The sequence below is a fragment of the Emcibacter nanhaiensis genome (assembly GCF_006385175.1).
Classification (GTDB): domain Bacteria; phylum Pseudomonadota; class Alphaproteobacteria; order Sphingomonadales; family Emcibacteraceae; genus Emcibacter; species Emcibacter nanhaiensis.
Window position 1 is genome coordinate 71730 of the sequence record NZ_VFIY01000014.1, and the last position, 20338, is coordinate 92067.

Consider the following 20338-nt stretch of genomic DNA (forward strand, 5'->3'; position numbering starts at 1 on the left):
TTTATCCCTCCTTGTCACTTTGATTAATCGGTAGCGAAAGTGCGCTTGCGGATCTGTCCCCTTCCCTCATGGCCTGGAGCCCCATTCTGCCGAAGGACCTGAAATTCTGTCCTTTCCGGAAGTTTTTCGCCCACCGGGGTTCCGCTAAATTTTCGTCGCCTGCACCGGGCGGCCCAGCTGTCTGATGTGGGGAGATTTGTTCCGCAGGAGTTCCAGCCCCCGCCCAGGCCTTAAGGCGACCATGATCGAAACTCTCCTGAATGTTTCGGACGGGTTTCAGAGCCCCCTCTTTCATTGAACCTGCCAAAGACGATCCCACGGATTTCAATCCACTTCCCACGCCACCGGAAGAAGTTGCGCGTCCGATGCGATAGGCGGTACTGGCCTGACCGGCCACTGACGCCCCCGCCTTTACGGCTGAGAGACTTCCCGCTGCCGCTCCTTTAAAGGCCAGCGCTGCAGCACCTGACCCCGCCATCAGACCGCCGACTGCTGTCGCCGCGGCCCCCACAGCCGCTCCCGCGCCCAATTGCGGTGCACCACTGACAAGCCCCGCCGCCACAGCGGGAGAAAAGATGCTGAGTCCCAGGAGCGAAAGAGCGCCAAGCACAAGAGACAAGGCACCCGACAAAGTAGCTTCATTTTCCGACAGGGCATCGGCAAAGTCCACAAAGACCAGAGATCCAATTCCGACAATGACGGCCAGAACCATGACCTTGATGCCGGAAGAGATAACGCCGCCAAGAACCCTCTCCGCCAGGAAAGAGGTTTTGTTCCAGAGGGCGAAGGGCACCAGAATAAATCCGGCGAGGGTCACCAGCTTGAACTCAATAAGGGTTACAAACAGCTGAATGGCGAGGATGAAGAAAGAGACAATGACCACAATCCAGGAAAACAGGAGTACCGCGATGATCAGGAAGTTCTCGAAAAAGCTGGTCAGGCCCGCAAGATCCCCAATAGTGTCCAGCAATGGCCAGGCCGCTTCAAATCCCGTTCGGGCAATATGTCCGGGACGGAACAGATCTTCCGCAGTCAAGGAAGTTCCGGTCGCCATTAGCCCGAGGCCCGCAAAACTGTCCAACAGCACTCCCGCCAGATAGGCATAATTATTAATCAGAAGCGCGAAGGCCCCCACATAGAGGACCTTTTTCAAGAGTGATGGAATAACCTGGGCATTTTCATCCATGGCCCAGAACAGGCCAGCCAAAGTCACATCAATGGCAATCAGAATACCGGCGAGCCAGGCCGTCTCGCTGCTAAGAATCCCGAAACCGCTGTCAATGTAGCTTCCGAATATCCGACTAAAATTATCTATGATGCCCAGGTCTTCCATTTCACCCTCCTCACCACGGGCGATCCGAGGAAGACAGAGACGCACTGCCCATGAAACTCTTCCTCAATGCCCGTGCTTCCTCTTTTTCCACAAGCTTGCGGGCTTCCTCCAGAGATCGCGCCCGAAAGTAGAGCACGCTTGCCTGTTGTCCTTTCTCCAGTTGCTGAAGCTGAAAAAGACTGATCCGGTTTGCCGCCTGAGAGGTCTGCAAGAGCCCCTCCGCACTTTCAGAGGACTGGGACAGTTGCTGCCGGTATTCCCTGTTCTCCTCAAGGGAGGACATCAGAACCGCCTGGGCTTTGAGGCTGTCTTCAAGAGCTGACCGGGACAAACCCCAACGCTCCCGCGCCCGCTGTAAATCTCCGTCTTTTTCGGAATATTGATCCGCATATAACCTGTCGAATGTCCGTTCAAGGGCGTCAACGTTCCGGCTCAGCCCCTCCGCGGAACTGATGAGCAGGTTGATCCTCTGCAGGCTTTGCACAAGATCCGGCAAAGACGCCTGTTCCAAGGGAGACAGGTTTTTAGCCATATTCTCCAGCATACGTACCTGATTTTGCAGACCGGTCAGCTGGTTGTTTATGGTTATCAGGCTTCGGCTGGCGATCAGCAGGTTCTGGGCATGATTGGCGGGATCATAAACCACGTCTCCCAAGCCAAACAAAGCCCTGGCAGGATCAGCCATCAAGAGCGTCATCAGGCAGATCATAAAGGCACCATTTCGGACATGGCGGGTTTTACGTTTTTCCATCATCGTTTCTCCTTGAAGTGTCAGGCCCATATTGTTCGATAAGATCAGCCGCCCAGGGAAATCCGCGAGCCCTCAGCCAGCCTGCCCCGAATGTTTCCGATCCGCATTCGTTAGACACAGCCGTGATCATCGACCGGTCCTCCGGTGACGAGGCCGCCACCAGAGACAAAGCCAGCGGACCCAGCCCCAGTTGAAACAGCCGGCACCCCACTGGCGTTTGCAAGTAATAGTCCCGCTTGGGCGAAGAACGGGAGATGACTTCGATTTGCCGCTCACTCAGGCCAAATGCTTTGTATATGTCCAGAAGACGAGGTTCAGCGGCACGCGGATTGGCGAGAAATATCCGACCGGGACAGCTCTCGGTGAGAACAGGCGAGATGCTGCTTTCCGCAATGTCGGATAAGGACTGCGTGGCAAAAACCACTGAGACGTTCTTTTTGCGCAACACCTTCAGCCATTCCCTGATCTTTCCGGCGAACGCCGGATGATCCAGAAACAGCCAGGCTTCATCGAGAACCAACAGCGTGGGGCCATCGGTCGAGAAAACTTCCTCCAGCCTTCGGAATAGATAGCTCAGCACCGGCAGCACCGCCGCGGGTTGTTCCATAAGCTCTTCCATTTCAAAAGCCTGCAAAGGTCCCGGCTCCAGTGTTTCGGCATCGCTGTCAAGCAGATGACCATAGGCGCCCTCGAGTGTGTAGGGCTTGAGCCCCTGTCGGAGATCTTCATCCTGCAGCAGCAGAACCAGCCCTGTCAGGGTACGTTCCTTCCTCGGCGCCGACGCCAGACTGTTAAGAGCGGACCAAATTTGCTCCTTATGACAAGGCTCAAGCTTCACGCCCTGGGCTTCCAGCACCAGTGCTATCCAGTCTCCGGCCCATAGGCACCAGCATTCCTCATCAATACGCGCCAGGGGCTGAAAGCCCGCCTGTCTGCCAGCTCCCGGCTCGTGAAACTCACCTCCCATGGCCAGGATGGCGGCTTTGCAGGAAGCGCCCTTGTCGAAGAAGCAGATATTGGCCTTGGGATAGCGCCGGAACTGAAGACACATGAGGGACAAGAGAACCGACTTTCCGGCCCCGGTGGGACCGACCACCATCATGTGCCCCACATCTCCAATGTGCTGCACCAGGCGAAATGGCGTAAGACTGTCCGTCTCCGCGATCAGCAGAGGCGGACCCTGCAGATGAGCATTTCGGACAGGTCCGGCCCAGGGAGAAGAGAGAGGGAGCAAGTGCGCCAGATTAAGACTGGAGATCATGGCTTTGCGGAGATTGGCATAAACATGCCCCGGCAGGCTCCCGAGCCAGGCTTCAACCGCATTGACGCGCTCCCTGATAGCAACAAATCCTGAGCTACCCAGGACACGCTCCACAGCCATGATTTTCTCTTCGGCAACATCCTCTGAAGGGTCGCTCACCATTATGGTGACTGTCAGGTGACCATAAGAGACATAATCCCCACCAAGTTCCTGGAGGGCCTCTTCCACATCCCGGGCCTTGTTTTCCGCGTCCCGGTCCAGCAACTGGGAGGCTTCATTGGTCATGACTTCTTTCAAAATATTGGCGAGGCTCTTTCTTTTGGAAAACCATTGCCGCCGATATTTGTTCAGTTCCTTGAGGGCCTCCTCTTTATCCAGGGCCAGAAAGCGGCTCACATGTCGATATTCAAACCCCAGGCCATCCAGACCGCCAAGCAAACCCGGAAGGGATGAGCCAGGGTATCCGGTCAGCGTGACCAGCTTCAGATATTGCTCCCCAAGCCTGGGGGAGATACCACCACTCAAGGTGTCATCTGTCAAAATCGCATCGAGATAAAAAGGCACCTCCGGAAGACTGATCTTATGTGATTTCGTGGAAACTGTTCCATGGAGATAAGTCAGCAAATTGCCCTTCTCCAGCACATCAAACTCCGGCACCACATCCTCCAGCAGACCGAATATTCTGTCACTATGTCGCAGGAACTTCTCCAGATGACGCTCGGGCTTGCTGAGCGATGCTCCGTTGCCTTCGCCGTCCTTGCGAGACAGGAAAAGCCCGGTAACCTTGTCTGTACGATCTTCCGGCGGCATCCAGAGCAGAGCCAGGCAGAGACGGTTCTCGAAATGCTCTCCGCCTGCAAATTCCGCCCGCCGTTCTTCCTCCACAAGTGCGCTCACCGGATCGGGGAACTCAGACGTCGGATATGATCTGGCAGCAATCCGCCTGTTATCCAGAAAGAGCGCCCAACCACTCCCCAGACGCTTCAAGGCGTCGTTCACCCGGGCATGAAAGGCAATGACCTCCCCCGTCTCCATATCCTGCAGATCGGGCCCTCTGAGTTCGGCGCACCTCATAAAACTGCCGTCCTTGTTCAGCACCACCGAAGGGTGAACCAGACCCGCCCAGGGCAAATGATCGGCCAGGCAGGCGGTCTTGTTTTGATATTCCCGAAGATTGAGCATATTTTCTCTCAGCTGTAATAGTCCTTGTGGCGCAAATGCCTGAGGCCGGTTTCCAGAAAATCAGGGTCCCGTCTTGTCAACCAGACCGCGAGCGACTGACCGGTAAACCAGAGAAGCAGTCCAGCGAGCCACAATTGCAGGCCCAGGCCCATCGCCGCCGCCAGCGTCCCGATTACGATGGTTACCGATCTTCGCGCGCCTGCCAGCAACAGAGGCTCGGTCAGCGACCGATGAAGGGGCACTTCCAATCCAATGGGACGATTGTCCGTCACAGGATCACCGCTCCTCCCCCGAAGGAGAAAAAGGCCAGAAAGAAACTGGTGGCGGCGAAAGCGATACTCAGGCCGAACACAATCTGCACCAGACGCCTGAAGCCGCCGCCCGTATCTCCAAACGCCAAAGTCAGCCCGGTGATGGTGATGATAATCACCGCTACGATCCGGGCCACAGGCCCTTCGATGCTGTCCAGGATCGCCTGGAGCGGCGCTTCCCAGGGCATGTTGGTCCCCGCGGCCTCGGCCACTGAAGCGTTGAGCAAGAGGATCAGAGATCCGGCGGCAAGCTGTATTCGGGTCCTGAATTTTTTGAATATTTCAGCTCTGAAAACGGATTGTGTTCTGTCAAACATCTGACTATCTCCTTTTGTCGGGCATTGGATTTGCCGGGTGAAGTTTCTCAATGCGGTAATCGTCACGGGTGAATCCCTTGACCTGAATGATTTCCCGAAGCCGTCGTGCTCCGCCGCGTCCTTCCAGGAACAACACCAGATCGACAGCCTGGGCAATCAGCCTGCAGGGCACCTGCTCGGAGACTTCCTGGATAAGCTGCTCAAAACGGTACAGGGCTCCACTGGCTGAGTTGGCATGGACTGTCGTGATGCCCCCGGGATGACCCGTATTCCAGGCTTTCAAAAGTTCAAGCGCTTCCCCTCCCCGTACTTCGCCCACAACGATCCGGTCAGGTCGAAGACGCAGAGAACTCTGAACCAGATCGCGCAGTCCCGCGACGCCCGGTCGGGTCTTCAAAAACATGCTGTTGGTGGCGGACGACCGTAACTCGCGCGTATCTTCCAAAATGATCAAACGCTCCTCCCTGTGCGTGAGCTCCGCGAGCAGCGCATTTGCAAAGGTCGTTTTTCCCGATCCTGTGCCCCCGGCAACCACCATATTCAGCCTCGCCTCCAGCGCATGACGAATGGCTTTCAGTTGCCAGGGTTCAATGATCCTGTCCTGAAGGTATTTCTGGAGATCCGGTTGAAACAATGTTGGCTTGCGAATGACGAAGGCGGGCATCGAGACCACAGGGGGAAGAAGCCCCTCAAAGCGTACCCCCGCGCCCTCCAGCAGCGGAATTTCGGTACTGACAAAAGGCGAGTTGCGATGAGCCACCCGTTCATCAAGGCTGGCAACAAGTCGAATTATCCGCTCCCGCATGGCCGCAGAGAGAGTATGATCGGTCGCACAACATCCTTTGTCTGCACTGTCGATCCAGAGTGAACCATCCGGATTGACCAGAATATCCGTCACTCCGTCGTCCTGAAGCGCCGCCAGAATCTCCGTCCCGAGAGCCGTCTTCAGCATAGCGGTCTTGCGGCTGGGGCCTGCGCCATTCCCGGGCTCCGGATCATTTAAATATTTAACCTTATGCGCCTCCTGCATGATCCGCCTCCCCGGGATTCAGGGAAAATAGATCTGTCTCCTCCCCCTGCAACTGCTCCATGACGCGCGCCGTGAGGCCATTTCCTTCGGCGAGGCGACGCCCGAGAAAGGTCACGAACTCCTCAAACCTCTGCTGTCCCTTGGCACTGGCTGCTTCCCTGTCCTCCACCGGCAAAGGCGGTGTCATGGTGAGGAAATAGCGAATAAAAAGCGCCTTGGTTTCCAGAAGAATGGTCAGATCCCGCTCCAGTCTGCCAAACTGTCGCCCTAGCCGATCCAAACGGCGCAGGATCAGTTCCTCGCTCCCGGGAAGACCGCCTTCCTCAAGATATTGCCCAAGCGCGAGTTCAACCAGGCCGGACCTCGAAACACCGCTTTTGGCAGCGAGCCTGTCAACCTTACGAAGTTCTTCCGGTTGCACGTAAACATTGATGCGGGGTTTCATGAGCGTCCTCCCTTGTCGGCCGGACCGGAGTTTTTATCGCCTGACCTCTTCACAAAAGACGTCCCTCCGCTGAATGGCAGGTTGAACTGTCCGCCGTTGGAGGTCGATTTCCGCGGGAAATGTCGGTCCAGGCAGAGATCCGGAAATTCAAACCCGACATCCCCGGCATCGTCTTTTCCCTTTGAGTTTCCAGGGTCATCCTCCCCCGCCGGGCCTGTGCAAGACTCCTTTCGGTTCTCCCGTCCCTCTACAGAAAGTTTGTCGGACACCGATGCTTCCAGGCCTTTCCAGTCATTTTGCGGCTCGCTGTCATTTTGTGGCTCGCTGTCATCGTCCGGGTTCTGACAACAGGGCGGTAGAGATCTCTCTATGAAATTTCTGTCGGTAAAATATTTGATCTTGTTTGCCAGTACCGGTTTCCGTCCGGAAATCTGGATAATCTCCTGACCCTCAGGCAGTTGCATGATTTCCCCGGGGGTCAGCAACTGTCGCGCCGTCTCCTGACTGGAAACCATGACATGACCGAGCCAGGGCGCCAAACGGTGGCCGGCGTAATTACGCTGATGCCGCCGTTCCGTCATGCTGCCGAGGCTGTCCGAAACCCTCTTCGCGGTTCTCTCGTCGTTGGTGGCAAAGGCGATCCGGATATGGCAGTTGTCCAGAATTGCGCTGTTTTCGCCATAAGCTTTGACGATCTGGTTTAAACTCTGGGAGATCATGAAGGCTCTAATTCCGTATCCGGCAAGATAGGCCAGCGCCGTCTCGAAAAATTCGAGCCGCCCCAATGCGGGAAATTCATCCAGCATCAGAAGCAGTCGACTGGTTGTTGACCAGCGGCTCTTTCTTTTGCCCGGGAATTTGAAAATTCCGAAGATCCCACGGCTGGCGGGCGATGCTGTCGCAGTCTTCGTCGCCAGATCCACTTCCTCGGTCAGGCGGCGACCAATCTGATTAAGGATCAACCTGATCAGCGGCCTTGTCCGGCTCAAATCCCCTGGCGGGACGACCAGATACAGGGAGACCGGTTTTCCCGTACGGACCAGGTCTCTGAGCACAAAAGATGACCGAGCCGTGACCTTACTGACCACCGGGTCCCGATAGAGCGTAAGAAAACTAAGCGCCGTGCTGAGCACACCGCTTCGCTCATTTTCGGTCTTGTTCAGGAGTTCTCGGGCCACAGCGGCCACAACCGGGTGAACGCCGGGTTCCTCACCACCTTGCCCCAGATGATCCGTATGCAGCATTTTCTCCAGAGTGGCTTCAAACGGGCAGGAAGGATCGCTGAGAATTTCCGCCACCCGGGCAAGAGTCTTCTCCTTCTCCGCATAAAGGACATGCAGAATAACGCCCACCAGAAGAGAGTAGCTTGTCTTTTCCCAATGATTGCGACGATCCAGCACACCCTCCGGATCAACAAGGATGTCCGCAATATTCTGCACATCACGCACCTCATTCTGCCCCTTGCGGACTTCCATGAGCGGGTTGAAACAGGCACTCTCCGGATCTGTCGGATTAAAATAAAGACATCTTGAAAAGCGTGATCTCCAGCCGGAGGTCAGCCGCCAGTTCTCCCCCTTGAGATCATGGACAACCACACTTCCCAGCCAGGTCAAAAGCGTCGGCACGACCAGACCCACGCCTTTGCCCGCCCGGGTTGGCGCAAAAGCCATGACATGCTCCGGACCATCGTGACGCAGATAAGCCCCGGCGAACCCGCCAAGGACGACACCTTTCTTTCTGAAAAAACCTGATCTCTTCAACTGCTTTTTGGTTGCCCAGCGTGAAGACCCAAATGTCGTCGCATTCTTCTTTTCCCGGGCGCGCCAAAGAGACCCCAGAATGGCGGCAAAAACCCCGATCAAGCCACCAGAGGCCGCAAGGGTCCCGGCTTTAAGAAACACTATTGGCGCATAGCTGCCATAGGCGTACCACCATTCAAAAAGCCTCCAGGGGAGATACACAGGAATGGAAAACAACTGGACCCATGGCTCCCCCAGTCTCATCTGATATCCCAGCATATGTGCCGCCCACTGGGTGGCAGACCATATCGTGAGGAGCACGATGAGAAAGGTCAGGAGTATCTGTCCGAGCAGGATTTTTGTAGGTGTCATTTTCAGTTCCCTGTCTTAAAGGTTCTGAAGAAATGAGACCGTCCAGAGAAGATCAAATCAAGGCCTTTTTCCTTACATGACAAAGGGTTATGATCACAGAGAAACACACCGACCCGAGGAGATGTTTTCCGGACTCCAAAGAAATGCAAAGACGTCATAAAAAAGATGAAGTATCGAGCTCCGATTTCCCTGAAATACGGAGAAAAAACTCGCGGGCCCGGACGATTTTTGAATCGACTCGTCTCTGACCCGTTGATTTAAGGGCGTATATTTTGAGAAATTTTGGGAAGAACAGACCGCCTTAAGGACCGGTCTTTTCTCCGGCTATTTGATCTGTCGTCCGCTCAAGGCGCGACCGAACGCCCTGCCGATCTCCTTGCCCCGATATTTTTCAAGGCCAGGCGTCCAGGGGACAAAGCTGAAGTGGTCTTTTCCTTCAATAAAAGCATAGACGCCACTGACGAGATGAAGTCTTTTCACATATATGCCTTTTGCGGGTGAGGCTCTGCTTTGAGAAACCCAGACCTTTCCATTTTCCCCGGAGATCTTCTCCGCGACCCTTTCCAGCTCCCGCCGGGTCAGAAGTCTGGAAATCCGTTTCTTCGCATCTCCGGGAGGGTGCTCCTCCAGGTCACTTTCGGAGACAAAGTTCATTTGGATAAGCCATTGTCGGCGCGCCCCCAGCATCTGTCCCACGCGCTTGCCAAATCCCCTGCCAGATGCGGGAAATCTCTCTTTCGCCAGCAGCAAACGATCCAGCCAGCCATATCCCTCCGCCTCCACAAGCTTCTCCAGCGGAACAGGTGAAGCGATTGTCAGATGCACGGGAAGGTCCCTGCTTCTTTTTTCAGACAAGGCATCCGGTTTATTGTTCAGGGCCGGTTTTACGGTCACGATCATCCCCTGGCGTAAGGTCGTCGGGTAGACAGACTTTCCTCTGTCCACATACCAGCGGCAACCGTCAACGCCGTCCAGGATCAGATATCTTCTGTCCTCCAGTTCCTCGGACAGTCCAAGGCTCGACACCTCTCCGGTAATGCCGTCCCGGTGGCGTGCCGGATCAAATATGGATACATTCTGTTCCAAAGGTGACAAACCGGACCTTGTCATGTCCCGGTGCAGTGTTTTGATTATATCACCCCGCTCTCCAAGACGTTTGAGAATGTCCGTAAAATTATCCTCCACGCGCCAGATATTACCCGGCAGTGAATGAGCGAGACCAAGCTTCTCCAGTTTCTTCAAGCGCTCTGTGAGAAATGATTTCTGGCGACCGCCAGCCTCCGACAGGACCAGACCATCCTCACGCTTTTTCCCAAGCCGGGAAATCATGCGATCCAGATCGGTGAGGCGTTCCAAGCCGATCTGACGACGGCGCTGCTGCAGGATCTCGAGTTCGGTCCTCGGCCCAAGCTCCAGGCTCATCAGTTCGGAGGCCCGCCGACGCATGCCGTAAGACATATAGTTTCGGGCAATCACAAGATCCTCTCCCGCCTGATCCACGCCACGCAGGATCACATGTGTATGGGGATGCGCCGTGTCAAAGTGATCAACCGCCACCCAGTCCAGCGAGGTATGGAGGTCCTTTTCCATCACCCCCATTAATTGCCTGATAAACGGTTTCAAATCCTCGAGCCTGGTCGCATCTTCCGGGGAAACAATAAAACGAAACTGATGGCGGTCACCGCGGCATCTGTCCCGAAATTCGCCCAGCTCAATATTTTCTCTTTTTTTGTCATAGGCGCCAGCTTCCAGACCGTCGCGCCCGACACCTTCGCGTTGGATATAGCTTAAGTGTGTGGACGCCCGGGAAAACCCCTTGCCGGAGAGACGTACAATACGGCTTTTGATGATGACCCGGCGCGCATATGGTTGCGTTCCGCTTGCCCGGTTTCGATATGTCATCATCTTCGAGGCCCAATGGCCCCGACCGATCCGGTCCCCCTGGAAACCTGATTTTTTCTTTTGCCCTTGCGGCCAATCAAGACCATGAGAAAGAGACCTTACTTTCCCCCTGATTTTTTCACGGAAACTCCGCCCCCTGTCCCGCGGCGGGCCCGGTCGCGGCAAAAATTCCCGATCATCCGTCATGGGGGACTTCCGATTGTTGTGCAGGCCAGACCAGCACAGCCCTTCCGGAAATATCCCTCTTCTTCACCGGGCCGAAATATCGACTGTCAAAAGAAAGGTCTGACGACGGTCCCAATAGAAAATATTCCTCCGGAAAAAGTCTTTGACAGCCTGTCCAGACAGGTAATGGACGACCCGCCCCATCCATTCTCAACTGGGTTGCAATCAGAGTGCCGTCCAGAAAAACCCTTCTGTTTTTCACACAGACCTGGTCACCCTCGACACCGATAATCTGTTTCAGCAGGGGGATATCTGGAGGGAGATAGCGCCTGTCCGCAAGCATCTTTCTAAAGGCCTCAGGCACCGGCAACACAACATTGTCTTTCTTCGCGAACTCATCCGCGGGAAAAATAATATAGAAGCCCTTCGGCATGCTTTCCGACGGATTGTAGAGCAGCCGCGGCCTGATCCAGCTTGCGCTCCCCAAAAGAGAAACAGCCATAGCAACGAGAAGGCCGTATCTCCAGGCTGATCGTTCCTGAAAATCTCTGCTCCTCGACGACAACATCAGCGTTCAGAGACTAGAGAGTGGTCGACCGCATTGTCATTGGTCGAGGCTTGGCCATGCTCGTCCGACCAGGTCTTTAAGTCATCGACAGTATAGACAACACGACGCCCGTGCTTCCGATAGCGGGGACCTTCTCCGCTCATACGCATCTTACTGAGAGTTATCGGACTAATTCGCAGATAGGCCGCGCTTTCTTCACTGGTCAGATAAACCGGACGGCTGTCTTCCAGCGCCTTTATACGCCTATTCCTTTCCATGAGTTCCTCCTCTGCAAGGATCAAAACTCTGTAGAATAAGAGGGGAAATCAGGAAATAACCTGTCCGGTTAAACAGGTTGACTTGGGAGGGAACAAGCCACCCCTCACGGGGTGGCCTGGCTTCATAACTTGTGTCGAGGATCGTCCTCAAACATCCAAAAGCTATGCTTCCTCCGACAAACTGTCAAATCAATTCCCGCAACATTGTGGAACATGCAGTTTCAATAATATTTGACTCAACCTATGGTTTAATATAAACGTAACAATTCTGCAAAATATATATTTCGAATATATTGGGAAGGCTTTAAGAGGCATCTTCAAAAACTGCCGGTATCTAGAAGGCAGATAATTCTTCAGGGCAAAGGGAGCAATATAGACATCACAGGTCGTGGGGGTACGATCATGATTGATTTTTCTCTTATTGAAGAATTCGTATATCTCATAGAACAAACTCAAAACCTGAAAAGCTTGACAGACTTGTTTGGCTCTATCATTCGGCAGTTTGGCTTCGACAAACATACCTGCCTTTCTTCCGTCGACCTCAATCATCCTCCTGCCAATTCCATTCTCATTTACGAATTTCCGGAGATCTGGGTAAATCGCTACAAGGAGAAGGAATATTTTAAGCACGACCTTGTCCTTAAAAGTATTTATCGGGAGGCGAAGCCCCTCAAGTGGCTCGATCTGGAGGAGATGGACGACATCAATCAAAAGATATTTTATGAAGCCCAACAATTCGGCATCCGTAATGGCATGACGATCCCCCTGATGATGCCCGGGCATTACCCCTGTACAATCAATATCGCGGGCGAGTTTGTAGATGTGGATCCCCGCGCCTATTCATCCCTTCACCTTCTCGCCGTCCACTATTTCAATCAGCTCCTGCTTCTGGGCCAATCAGATTTTGCGCCCCCGGCCCTTACCCCAAGACAAAAGGAATGTCTGTACTGGGCGGCCCAGGGCAAAAGCGACAGTGATATAGCAGAAATCCTTGCCATTCGCGCCCGCACCGTAAATTACCACATTGAAAAAGTCCGCGAGAAATTTGACGTGCGGACCCGCAGCCAAAGCATCGCACTGGCAATCTCCTGCGGCCTGCTTCTGCCATAACAGTCAGCCCTTTCAGGTAATGGAAAAACATCTTTTTCAGGTAGTGCCCACACTGTCGGCCCGGACGTCTCGCGACGACAAGCAACCCCGATTTTTCACATAAAACTCCATTCCTCTTTTCGCCAGACTGAACCTCCAGCCGGTTACCCTCTCCCCTGCTGATTGTCGTCAACCTGTCCCGCTATACAGGTTTAATCGAGACGGCCTTATCTAACACTGTCTCCCGCCAGGAAACGGGAGCTGCAATGATTACCATCATCAATAAAGACAACAGACATCTTCACAAACCGGAACTGGATGAAATGTTCAGGCAAAGACACAGAGTCTTTGTTCAGGAACTTGGCTGGTCCCTTCCCCTGGCGCACCAGGGGAGAGAAAAGGACCAGTTCGACAGGGAAGATACCCTCTATATTCTGCTTCGCGACAAGTGGGGGAATTTGATAGCGTCAAAACGCCTGATCCCCACAGTGAGACCTCATCTCCTGTCTGACATCTTCCCTCACTTGGTTGAACAGGAAGTCCCGCGAGCAGCCAGTATCTGGGAAAGTTCCAGGACCTGTGTTCCCCAGGAACACAGACGATGTGGGGTGACAAAAAAACTTTTTCTGGCCATGATGGAAACCGCACTTCTGATGGGTATTGAAAAAATTACCTTTGTTTCTTCAACGTCTGTTTATCCGATAATCCTGGATGCGGGCTGGACCATTCAGCCCCTTGGTCTCCCTCAAAAAGATCTGGACGGTGAAGAAATTATCGCCGCGGCCATTGAAGTCAGTCCAAGCTCGCTTCGACAGATGCGCCGGAGATATTCCAGCACCCATGTGGCGATACTCTCCCTGCCCCTGGACTATCATATGCAGCCAGTTCAACCTGTTCGGAGCAGTAATGCATAAACCCTCCAAACATCCTGTTTTTGACAGACTATACAGGCGGCTCAAATATGAGCTTTTGAATTTCAAATTTGCCCCCCACATCCGTCTGAATCTGGAGCAGATAGCTGACAATTATGACGTCAGCACGATCCCCGTTCGCGAGGTCTGCAGGCGGTTGAACGCAGAGGGGTTGCTCCACCATATTCCCGGGCGCGGCTATTTCTACAAACAAAAGACACTGGAAGACTTTCAAAATCGACAGCAATTGACACTCTGGATTCTCCTGCTCTCCCTGGACAGGGCGGTACGAGCCGAAAAGGCCAGAAAACTCTTCGCCCGACAAATGCCTGTCACCCCCCTGCTGAGAAAAACCCAAAACACCCAGGAAGCGGAAATCCTTGTGGATACAACCGAGGTCTTATTTGGCCAGATTGCCCTGTTCGCGGACAACGCGCTTCTCCCGCCCCTCATAAAGCAGCAGAATGATCATCTGCGTGTGATCCGTCTCCGGGCATGCCTCCATTCTCCTGACCTGGCGGGTGAGCTAACTGAAATGTTGAAGTGTAATGCCGCCAAAGACTTCAGAAAACTGAGAAAGAGACTATTGCGATATCATGTCACGGAAAAGCGGCTTTTGCCCTCTGTCCTGCGGGAACTCTCGAGACCCTCGCGATGCCCGGATATCAGCACCGGAAAATGATATATTCACAATATATGCTCGCCAGACGAAAGAGTTCCCCCTACCGTTATTTGCCCAGTGAATATCGGGGTGTCACAGTCCGTTTCCCCGAGATCAGTTCTGTTCAAAGGGACATCAGTAAACGCTTGCAGATATTGTCACCGCTATGGGGAAAGACGGCGGCCAATGATAAAGCCAACGGAACAACATCATATTTTCTGTGTCCTGAAACGGCTCCTCCTGGAAGGAGAAATTCGCCCGGGAAGTCACATCACGCCAGCTGCGCTGGCCGATCAGTTCTTTGTCAGCATCACCCCCGTCAGGGAAGCCCTGTTGCAATTAACCAGTGAGGGACTGGTTAACTTCCTCCCCAACAGCGGTTTTTTCGCCCGGGAATTATGCCTCCCTGAAAATACAGACCTGTTAGAGGCGCAATCTCTCCTGATAGAAGCCATTCTTGCAGGTCAACAAAGCGCCAGCGAGGAAGCCCCTTTGAGCTATCCCCCGCCCCACAGAACAGCCGAAAAGCCGGAAAACCGCGATGGCAAAACCATAAACGAAGACATGCATTACCTTTATCTCACCATTGCCTCCCTGTCCGGCAACGGGGAATGTCTGCGCTGGCTCAATTCAATAAATGAACGCTGCTGGCTCGTCAGCCGACGGCAACTGGAATATTTCCCGGAACTCCACAGCAAGTTTATCGATCTTGAGAAATATTATCTCCAGAGAGAGATGGACAAATTGCCTTCAGCCTATCATGACTTCCAATTGAGCCGTCTCTCCCGCCTTCCCGATCTCTACAAGAAATTACAGGTCTCGGACTGATGCGCCCCGGGATCATATATTCTGAATATATTGGTGACGCCTCTCCATCCGGGAGCCAAAAATATAATCACCCGGACAACCCCACGAACAGCTGACAGGTCCACCATGACCGAAGAATTCCACATCGCCGGACATATCTTTCCCGCCCTGACGGATCAGCATCTGGTCCTGCTGGACATTCATGCCGACAGCTATATCCTCGCCGGTCCGGACGAGAAAAAAGTCCTTGAAAATATCATAAAGAATACGGCCCCACAGCCGGGCAAGACCCTGACCGGTCTGCTCGAGCAAAATATTCTCACCACCGACCTGGACTGTGCGTTAAGAACAGACGGGCTGAGATCCCCTCTCTCCGTTGAGTATCTCCCCGCCCAGAATGAACGAATGAGATACAGCCTGGACCAGCAACGCACGGAAAAGCCGGTGAACATACTCAAGCTGTTATGGGCTTCTGCGCAAACTCTGGTGATGCGCAGATTTCTGCCGTTCGATAAAATGCTGGCGGTGGTTGGAAAACGAAAACAAAAAAGCCGTCACGACACAGAAGAAAACAGCTCTTCGCAGGAGATCGAAGATCTGCTGGATTTCTTCCGACGTTATCGGGTTCTCTTCTACACTCCAAAAGATCATTGCCTTTTTGACAGCCTGTGCCTGATCAATTTCCTGGCCCTGTTCAATATTTTTCCGGACTGGGTCTTTGCCGTCAGAATGGGACCTTTCGAGGCTCACTGCTGGGTCCAGAATAAACAGGATCTCTATAACGACACCCTGGCCCACTGCGGCAATTTCGCCCCAATACTCCTGTTGTGAAGGAGAAAACCTGTGCTGCGCTTCATCGCCATCCTGTGGAATGCACATGACCCCGCCGCCAGCAGCGCAGCACAGACACAGATTGACCGAACTCTCCAAACTCCCTGGACAGCCCTTCTTCAGGAGAATGGCCTCTGCGTGATGACGAGGAAATCAAAACATGACTATTACAGACATTATCACTTGTCCGACCCCTCCGGTCCCGCGAAAGGCGTAATTCTGGGACGGCTCTTCTCGAAGTGTCAAAATTCTGAAGAGAATGCTTCAAAGGAGGAAGCCCCTCTCATCTCACTCTCCCGGCTCCTGGAGACAGAAGGAAAGTCGCTAACGGACAATTATTGGGGCAATTACATTGCTTTCATTTCCCGGGGATCAAATAATTATGTTCAGCTTGACCCGATGGGTACTTTCCCCTGCTTTATGACCCGAAGCTCCAACGTCACAACCATTTCCTCCACAATCCCGGACCTCCTTACGGCGACCGAAAGACCTTATTCCATAAACTGCCTGGTGATAGGGAGATACCTGAGATACGGCCTTGAGCGTTCCCAAACAGGATTAAGTGAGATCGGGAAAGTTCTCCCCGGGCAGTTCCTGAAATTTTCTCCCTTTGGCGTCACCATCAGTTACCCCTGGACCCCGCTCGACTATTGCAACCGGGGAGAGGACATTGATCCGTCCAGGGCAAGCGTGACGCTCCGACAGCTTCTCTGTTCAACAACTCAAGCACTGGCGGCGCCCCACAAAAAAATACTCCTGAAAATCGGGGGACTGGATTCCAGCTTGCTGTTGTCCTGTCTTTCGCACACACGGTCCGCAGATGATCTCTCCGCCATCACCATATACCAGGATTGCCCTATGGGGGATGAACGCCGCTTCGTTCGGGAAGCAACAGGGAAGGTCTCGATCCCTCTCCTGGAATATCCCGAAACCGCGTCCAGGCTCGATGAGGACCAACTTTCCGCGGCACCCCTGACAGCCCTTCCCCTTTACTATGCGCAACACGGCCAGTTTGAAAAGCGCCTGACCGAGATCATCGAAGAAGAAAATTTTGATGCGATTTTCACCGGACATGCCGGCGATGAAATTCTCTATGCCGCCGCCACAAGTTATGGCGCAATGGACTATCTCTATAACCGCCTGTTCCCGATAAAGCTGTTCAGCTTCATGATGGAGGCCGCCCGGATGCAAAACAGATCCGTCTGGAGCCTGTTTCCTGAAATTCTCCGCAGTCGCTTTAACAAGCAGCCCTGGAGTTTCTACGCACAGCATGGTCATGGGAAAAGCAGGCTTCTTGATCCGGACCTCCAGGACCAGATCAGGCCCGGGAAAGACACACACCCCTGGCTCACCCGGGAGGCATCCATTCCACCGGGGAAGTATTACCATCTCTTCCCCCTGACCAAGGGGCTTTACGCACTGGAGTTTATGGGGCATGCGGAAGATCCGCCTCCCGTCATCATGCCCTATCTTTCCCAGCCCTTTGTTGAATATTGCCTAAGCCTGCCAAGCTGGCGCCTGACCTCTGACGGCATGGACAGGGGATTGGCCCGCCTGGCCTTCAAAAACTTTGTTCCGGACAATATTCTGAAACGACGATCCAAATTCTCTTCCGCCTACTATCTTCGCACCCTGGTCGAATTGAATTTTGACTTTATTCGGGACACGCTGATGGATGGCCTGCTGGTGCAGAACAGGATCATCCATCGACAGTCCCTAGAGCAGCTTCTGTCGAAAGAGCAAGATACGGACACCCGGGATCAGGCCTGGCTTATAAATTTTCTGAACACCGAAATCTGGGCCAGAAAATGGGAAAATATGGGCCGCTTCCGTTGAAAGAATTTGTGAAGTTTCCCAGGAGAAACCCCGGATATTCTGTCAATCAATATAAACTCTTTATATGAATGGTGTCCCTCTCCCGCAGCCCATAATCTGATGAAGTCGGTTCCGACCGACACTCACTTTCAACCCGAACTTAGGAGACTGTCATGACTATTCTTGGACGTGCGTCAAGCGCCACAAAGGTCAAATCAACTTTCCCGCTGGAAGTTGATCTGCTTCCCGCCGAAGAAATCTGAACGCCTGCGCCAGACCTGATACGGGGAGACAATTGTCTCCCCGTATTTACGATCCAAGGACCTGACAATTCCAAACCTGCTATTGGTCCTCGTTGAGGTTTTTCCTCATCTCTCTCCAGCGCCTGTATTGTTTCTGCTTTACCGGATCAGGATCTTCCTTTCCCTGCAGCCAGAATTTAAACCAGTCGATATGTCGCTTATAGACCGCTTGTCGCTGGGCCGGCTGCCATTTCACATGATAGGCGTCCGGGAAAATATACATCTCAACCGGCTTACCGGCTTCCCTGAGCAAAGTATAATTCTGCATGGACAGCTGAAACTCCCGGTCCGCCGCCTGAACCAGAAGGGGTGTATTGATTTTCCCGGCATTTAATCCCAGGGAAAAAGCGGCGCTCTCCCCAACATAAGGCTTCCCCCCGAACAGGAAGTTCTTATATTTCCGGTTGATGGAAAGATTATGCACATAATAGGCCATTGGATTAGAGCTGATGTAAGCCGCTGACGCCGCGGCAAAACGATCAGTAAATAATATTTCCTGTTCTACTGTACTGGCCCCATGGCTAAGCCCCGTAATACCGATATGTGCGGGATCGACAAGGCCACGCTCAACAAGTTTGTCCAGTATCCTGTTCAGGGCGATCAGCGTTCCCTGGTCAAAAAGAAGATAAGACCAGTGTTTCGCACTCATCTCGAGAAAATCGCCGGTCCGGGCGTAATTTTCCAGGTCGTCCGTCATATCGAAACTGAGCACCATAATTCCCTGTTGCACCAGAGCATGAATGGGGACTTCATCTCCCGTCCCCCCTCTCAGGAATCCCGCCGAGCGATATTGAACCACCACCAGAGGATAGGCCCTTCCCTTCTCATAGTTCGCCGGATAGACCAGATGCCCATAGGCGGTATTGCCCATGCCATCATCGGAAAGCAGTTTCTCGATTTTGGTAAATTTCATTTCTCTGAATGCGGGATTTTCATCCACTAGCAGCTCTTTTTGTCCAGTCGCCAGATCAATGGAGACCAATTTTGCCGGAGAGGTCCAGCCCTCTTCCTTACAGATCATTTTCTGTTCACGACGCCTGCAGTCCTGAAGCAACTCATCCCCCCGGACAATGGTTCTGAGTTTTCCTGTCTCAGGGCTCCAGGCGTATAAGGCCATCAGACTGTGATGAGATCCGTCGCGTCGCTGAAAGATCACTTTATTCAATTCCGGTGACCACCAGAATTTTCTCAATATCCGGCCCCGATAGCCCAGACAGGCCTCATGGGCGCAAGTGATCCCCCTTCCCCCCACGACAACTTCCAGCCTGGAAAGAGGCGCAAATCCCTTAAAAATTTCAGGGTTCACATTTCTGAACTGAATTTTCGGGTCAACAGAGGACGCCTTGCCAACTTCTTCGACCTGCCCAGTATCCTTCGAAGTCTCAATAAAGGCAGTGGAGTTGCCAAAATAATTCTCGGTTTCTTTGTCAGTCACTATGCGTTCCTTGCCGCTCGTCACATCCAATATCCGCACGCGCAACTCACAGTGCCGGTCAGACTTCATTAAGTCCTCATATCCTGACGAGGTCTGCGACGCTTTGCAGGTTGGCCAGATGGACCGGACATCACTGGAATAGACCGGACTAATATCGTCCTGGACAAGAACCCCCTCGCGGTTTTCTTTATTTACCTCTCGTTCCACATCCGCCCGGTCTCTCCCCACCGTGAAATAAAGCAGCCTGCCATCCCTGGAAAATTTCAAATTTTCCACATCGGCAGTGCTATGCGTGAGTTGGACCACCTTCCCTCCTTCTCTGTCCACGCGCCAGATTTGCACCGCGTCATCCATCTTCCGGGTAAAGGCTATCCAGCGACTGTCCGGAGACCAGGCCGCAGGTGTACCGACAAATTCCCCTACTTTCATACCGTCCGGGAATACCGGCAGATAAAACTCTCCGCCATCGGCAAGGAACCGTCCCCCTTGCCGCTCCTGATCTGTCTCCGGAAAAATATCCATTATCTTCCAGGCCAGTTTATAGGTGTTGGCTTCAGGATCGGCCTGCACAATCTGATAAGCCACAGACTTCCCGTCCGGCGAAACCTCATAGGTCTTGATGTCTCTGATGGTCAGCAGGTCTTCTGTTGTCACAGCACGGGCCAGGCTCAAGTCAGGAAAGATCAGGGTCAGCAATAGAAGTATCTGCACCCCGTAAATCTTCCTTGCGAAAGAGCTCTTTCTTAAAATCTTCATTCCGATAGGCATTCATAAAACTCCTGAGGTGTTCTGCCGCACACCCTCAATTCCGGGTTAGAGACAAAGTCGACAGAGAAAAAAGGGGCCGGAAGCGG

The 20338-nt window shown here is 53.3% G+C and carries 18 protein-coding genes; 6 read left to right on the forward strand and 12 right to left on the reverse strand.

The window, feature by feature from the left end; all coding sequences use genetic code 11:
- Position 1: 1 nt before the first annotated feature.
- From trbL to FIV46_RS18350, 11 genes are all read right to left on the reverse strand, one after another.
- A complete protein-coding gene (gene trbL / locus FIV46_RS10950; protein ID WP_139940970.1) occupies positions 2-1333 on the reverse strand; it encodes a P-type conjugative transfer protein TrbL in 1332 nt (443 codons plus the stop codon).
- Positions 1334-1343: 10 nt separating this feature from the next.
- On the reverse strand, positions 1344-2084 hold the full coding sequence (trbJ, locus tag FIV46_RS10955) for a P-type conjugative transfer protein TrbJ (RefSeq protein WP_181163196.1): 741 nt from the start codon (positions 2082-2084) through the stop codon (positions 1344-1346).
- Positions 2071-4527 carry a conjugal transfer protein TrbE gene (gene trbE / locus FIV46_RS10960; RefSeq protein ID WP_139940972.1) on the reverse strand — a complete coding sequence of 819 codons (2457 nt, stop codon included), beginning with the start codon at positions 4525-4527 and terminating at the stop codon, positions 2071-2073. Before trbE ends, trbJ begins: the two co-directional genes overlap by 14 nt.
- An 8-nt stretch (positions 4528-4535) precedes the next feature.
- Complete coding sequence (locus FIV46_RS10965; RefSeq protein ID WP_139940973.1) at positions 4536-4799, reverse strand: VirB3 family type IV secretion system protein; 264 nt, start codon at positions 4797-4799, stop codon at positions 4536-4538.
- Positions 4796-5155: a TrbC/VirB2 family type IV secretion system protein gene (locus FIV46_RS10970; protein WP_139940974.1), complete on the reverse strand. Its 360-nt coding sequence runs from the start codon at positions 5153-5155 to the stop codon at positions 4796-4798. Before FIV46_RS10970 ends, FIV46_RS10965 begins: the two co-directional genes overlap by 4 nt.
- 4 nt (positions 5156-5159) lie before the next feature.
- Positions 5160-6185 (reverse strand): P-type conjugative transfer ATPase TrbB, encoded by a 1026-nt coding sequence (trbB, locus tag FIV46_RS10975; RefSeq protein ID WP_139940975.1) that lies wholly within the window; start codon positions 6183-6185, stop codon positions 5160-5162.
- Complete coding sequence (locus tag FIV46_RS10980) at positions 6169-6630, reverse strand: ribbon-helix-helix domain-containing protein (protein WP_139940976.1); 462 nt, start codon at positions 6628-6630, stop codon at positions 6169-6171. The genes trbB and FIV46_RS10980 overlap by 17 nt, the downstream gene beginning before the upstream one ends.
- Positions 6627-8741, reverse strand: a complete 2115-nt coding sequence (gene traG / locus FIV46_RS10985; RefSeq protein WP_139940977.1) for an IncP-type conjugal transfer protein TraG — start codon at positions 8739-8741, stop codon at positions 6627-6629. Before traG ends, FIV46_RS10980 begins: the two co-directional genes overlap by 4 nt.
- 324 nt (positions 8742-9065) lie before the next feature.
- Positions 9066-10646, reverse strand: a complete 1581-nt coding sequence (locus FIV46_RS10990) for a DUF3363 domain-containing protein (protein WP_181163197.1) — start codon at positions 10644-10646, stop codon at positions 9066-9068.
- Between the two features lie 172 nt (positions 10647-10818).
- Entirely contained in the window at positions 10819-11376 is a 558-nt protein-coding gene (lepB, locus tag FIV46_RS10995) for a signal peptidase I (RefSeq protein WP_139940979.1), read from the reverse strand.
- Positions 11376-11633, reverse strand: coding sequence for a helix-turn-helix domain-containing protein (locus FIV46_RS18350; RefSeq protein ID WP_139940980.1), 258 nt, complete (start codon positions 11631-11633; stop codon positions 11376-11378). Before FIV46_RS18350 ends, lepB begins: the two co-directional genes overlap by 1 nt.
- 402 nt (positions 11634-12035) lie before the next feature.
- Between FIV46_RS18350 and FIV46_RS11005 the strand changes: the two genes are divergently transcribed.
- From FIV46_RS11005 to FIV46_RS11030, 6 genes are all read left to right on the forward strand, one after another.
- A complete protein-coding gene (locus FIV46_RS11005) occupies positions 12036-12743 on the forward strand; it encodes a helix-turn-helix transcriptional regulator (RefSeq protein WP_139940981.1) in 708 nt (235 codons plus the stop codon).
- Positions 12744-12988: 245 nt separating this feature from the next.
- Positions 12989-13636 carry an acyl-homoserine-lactone synthase gene (locus FIV46_RS11010; protein WP_139940982.1) on the forward strand — a complete coding sequence of 216 codons (648 nt, stop codon included), beginning with the start codon at positions 12989-12991 and terminating at the stop codon, positions 13634-13636.
- Positions 13629-14315: a GntR family transcriptional regulator gene (locus FIV46_RS11015; protein ID WP_181163199.1), complete on the forward strand. Its 687-nt coding sequence runs from the start codon at positions 13629-13631 to the stop codon at positions 14313-14315. The genes FIV46_RS11010 and FIV46_RS11015 overlap by 8 nt, the downstream gene beginning before the upstream one ends.
- Positions 14316-14384: 69 nt before the next feature.
- Positions 14385-15122 carry a GntR family transcriptional regulator gene (locus FIV46_RS11020; RefSeq protein WP_139940984.1) on the forward strand — a complete coding sequence of 246 codons (738 nt, stop codon included), beginning with the start codon at positions 14385-14387 and terminating at the stop codon, positions 15120-15122.
- A 105-nt stretch (positions 15123-15227) separates the two neighbouring features.
- Positions 15228-15932 (forward strand): lasso peptide biosynthesis B2 protein, encoded by a 705-nt coding sequence (locus FIV46_RS11025; RefSeq protein ID WP_139940985.1) that lies wholly within the window; start codon positions 15228-15230, stop codon positions 15930-15932.
- A 420-nt stretch (positions 15933-16352) separates the two neighbouring features.
- The gene (locus tag FIV46_RS11030) at positions 16353-17768 is read left to right on the forward strand and encodes an asparagine synthase-related protein (protein ID WP_181163200.1); all 1416 of its coding nucleotides are present in this window, start codon (positions 16353-16355) and stop codon (positions 17766-17768) included.
- 321 nt (positions 17769-18089) lie between these two features.
- On the opposite strand, the gene FIV46_RS11035 is transcribed toward FIV46_RS11030, so the two are convergent.
- Entirely contained in the window at positions 18090-20195 is a 2106-nt protein-coding gene (locus FIV46_RS11035) for an Atxe2 family lasso peptide isopeptidase (RefSeq protein WP_181163201.1), read from the reverse strand.
- Positions 20196-20338: the final 143 nt, after the last annotated feature.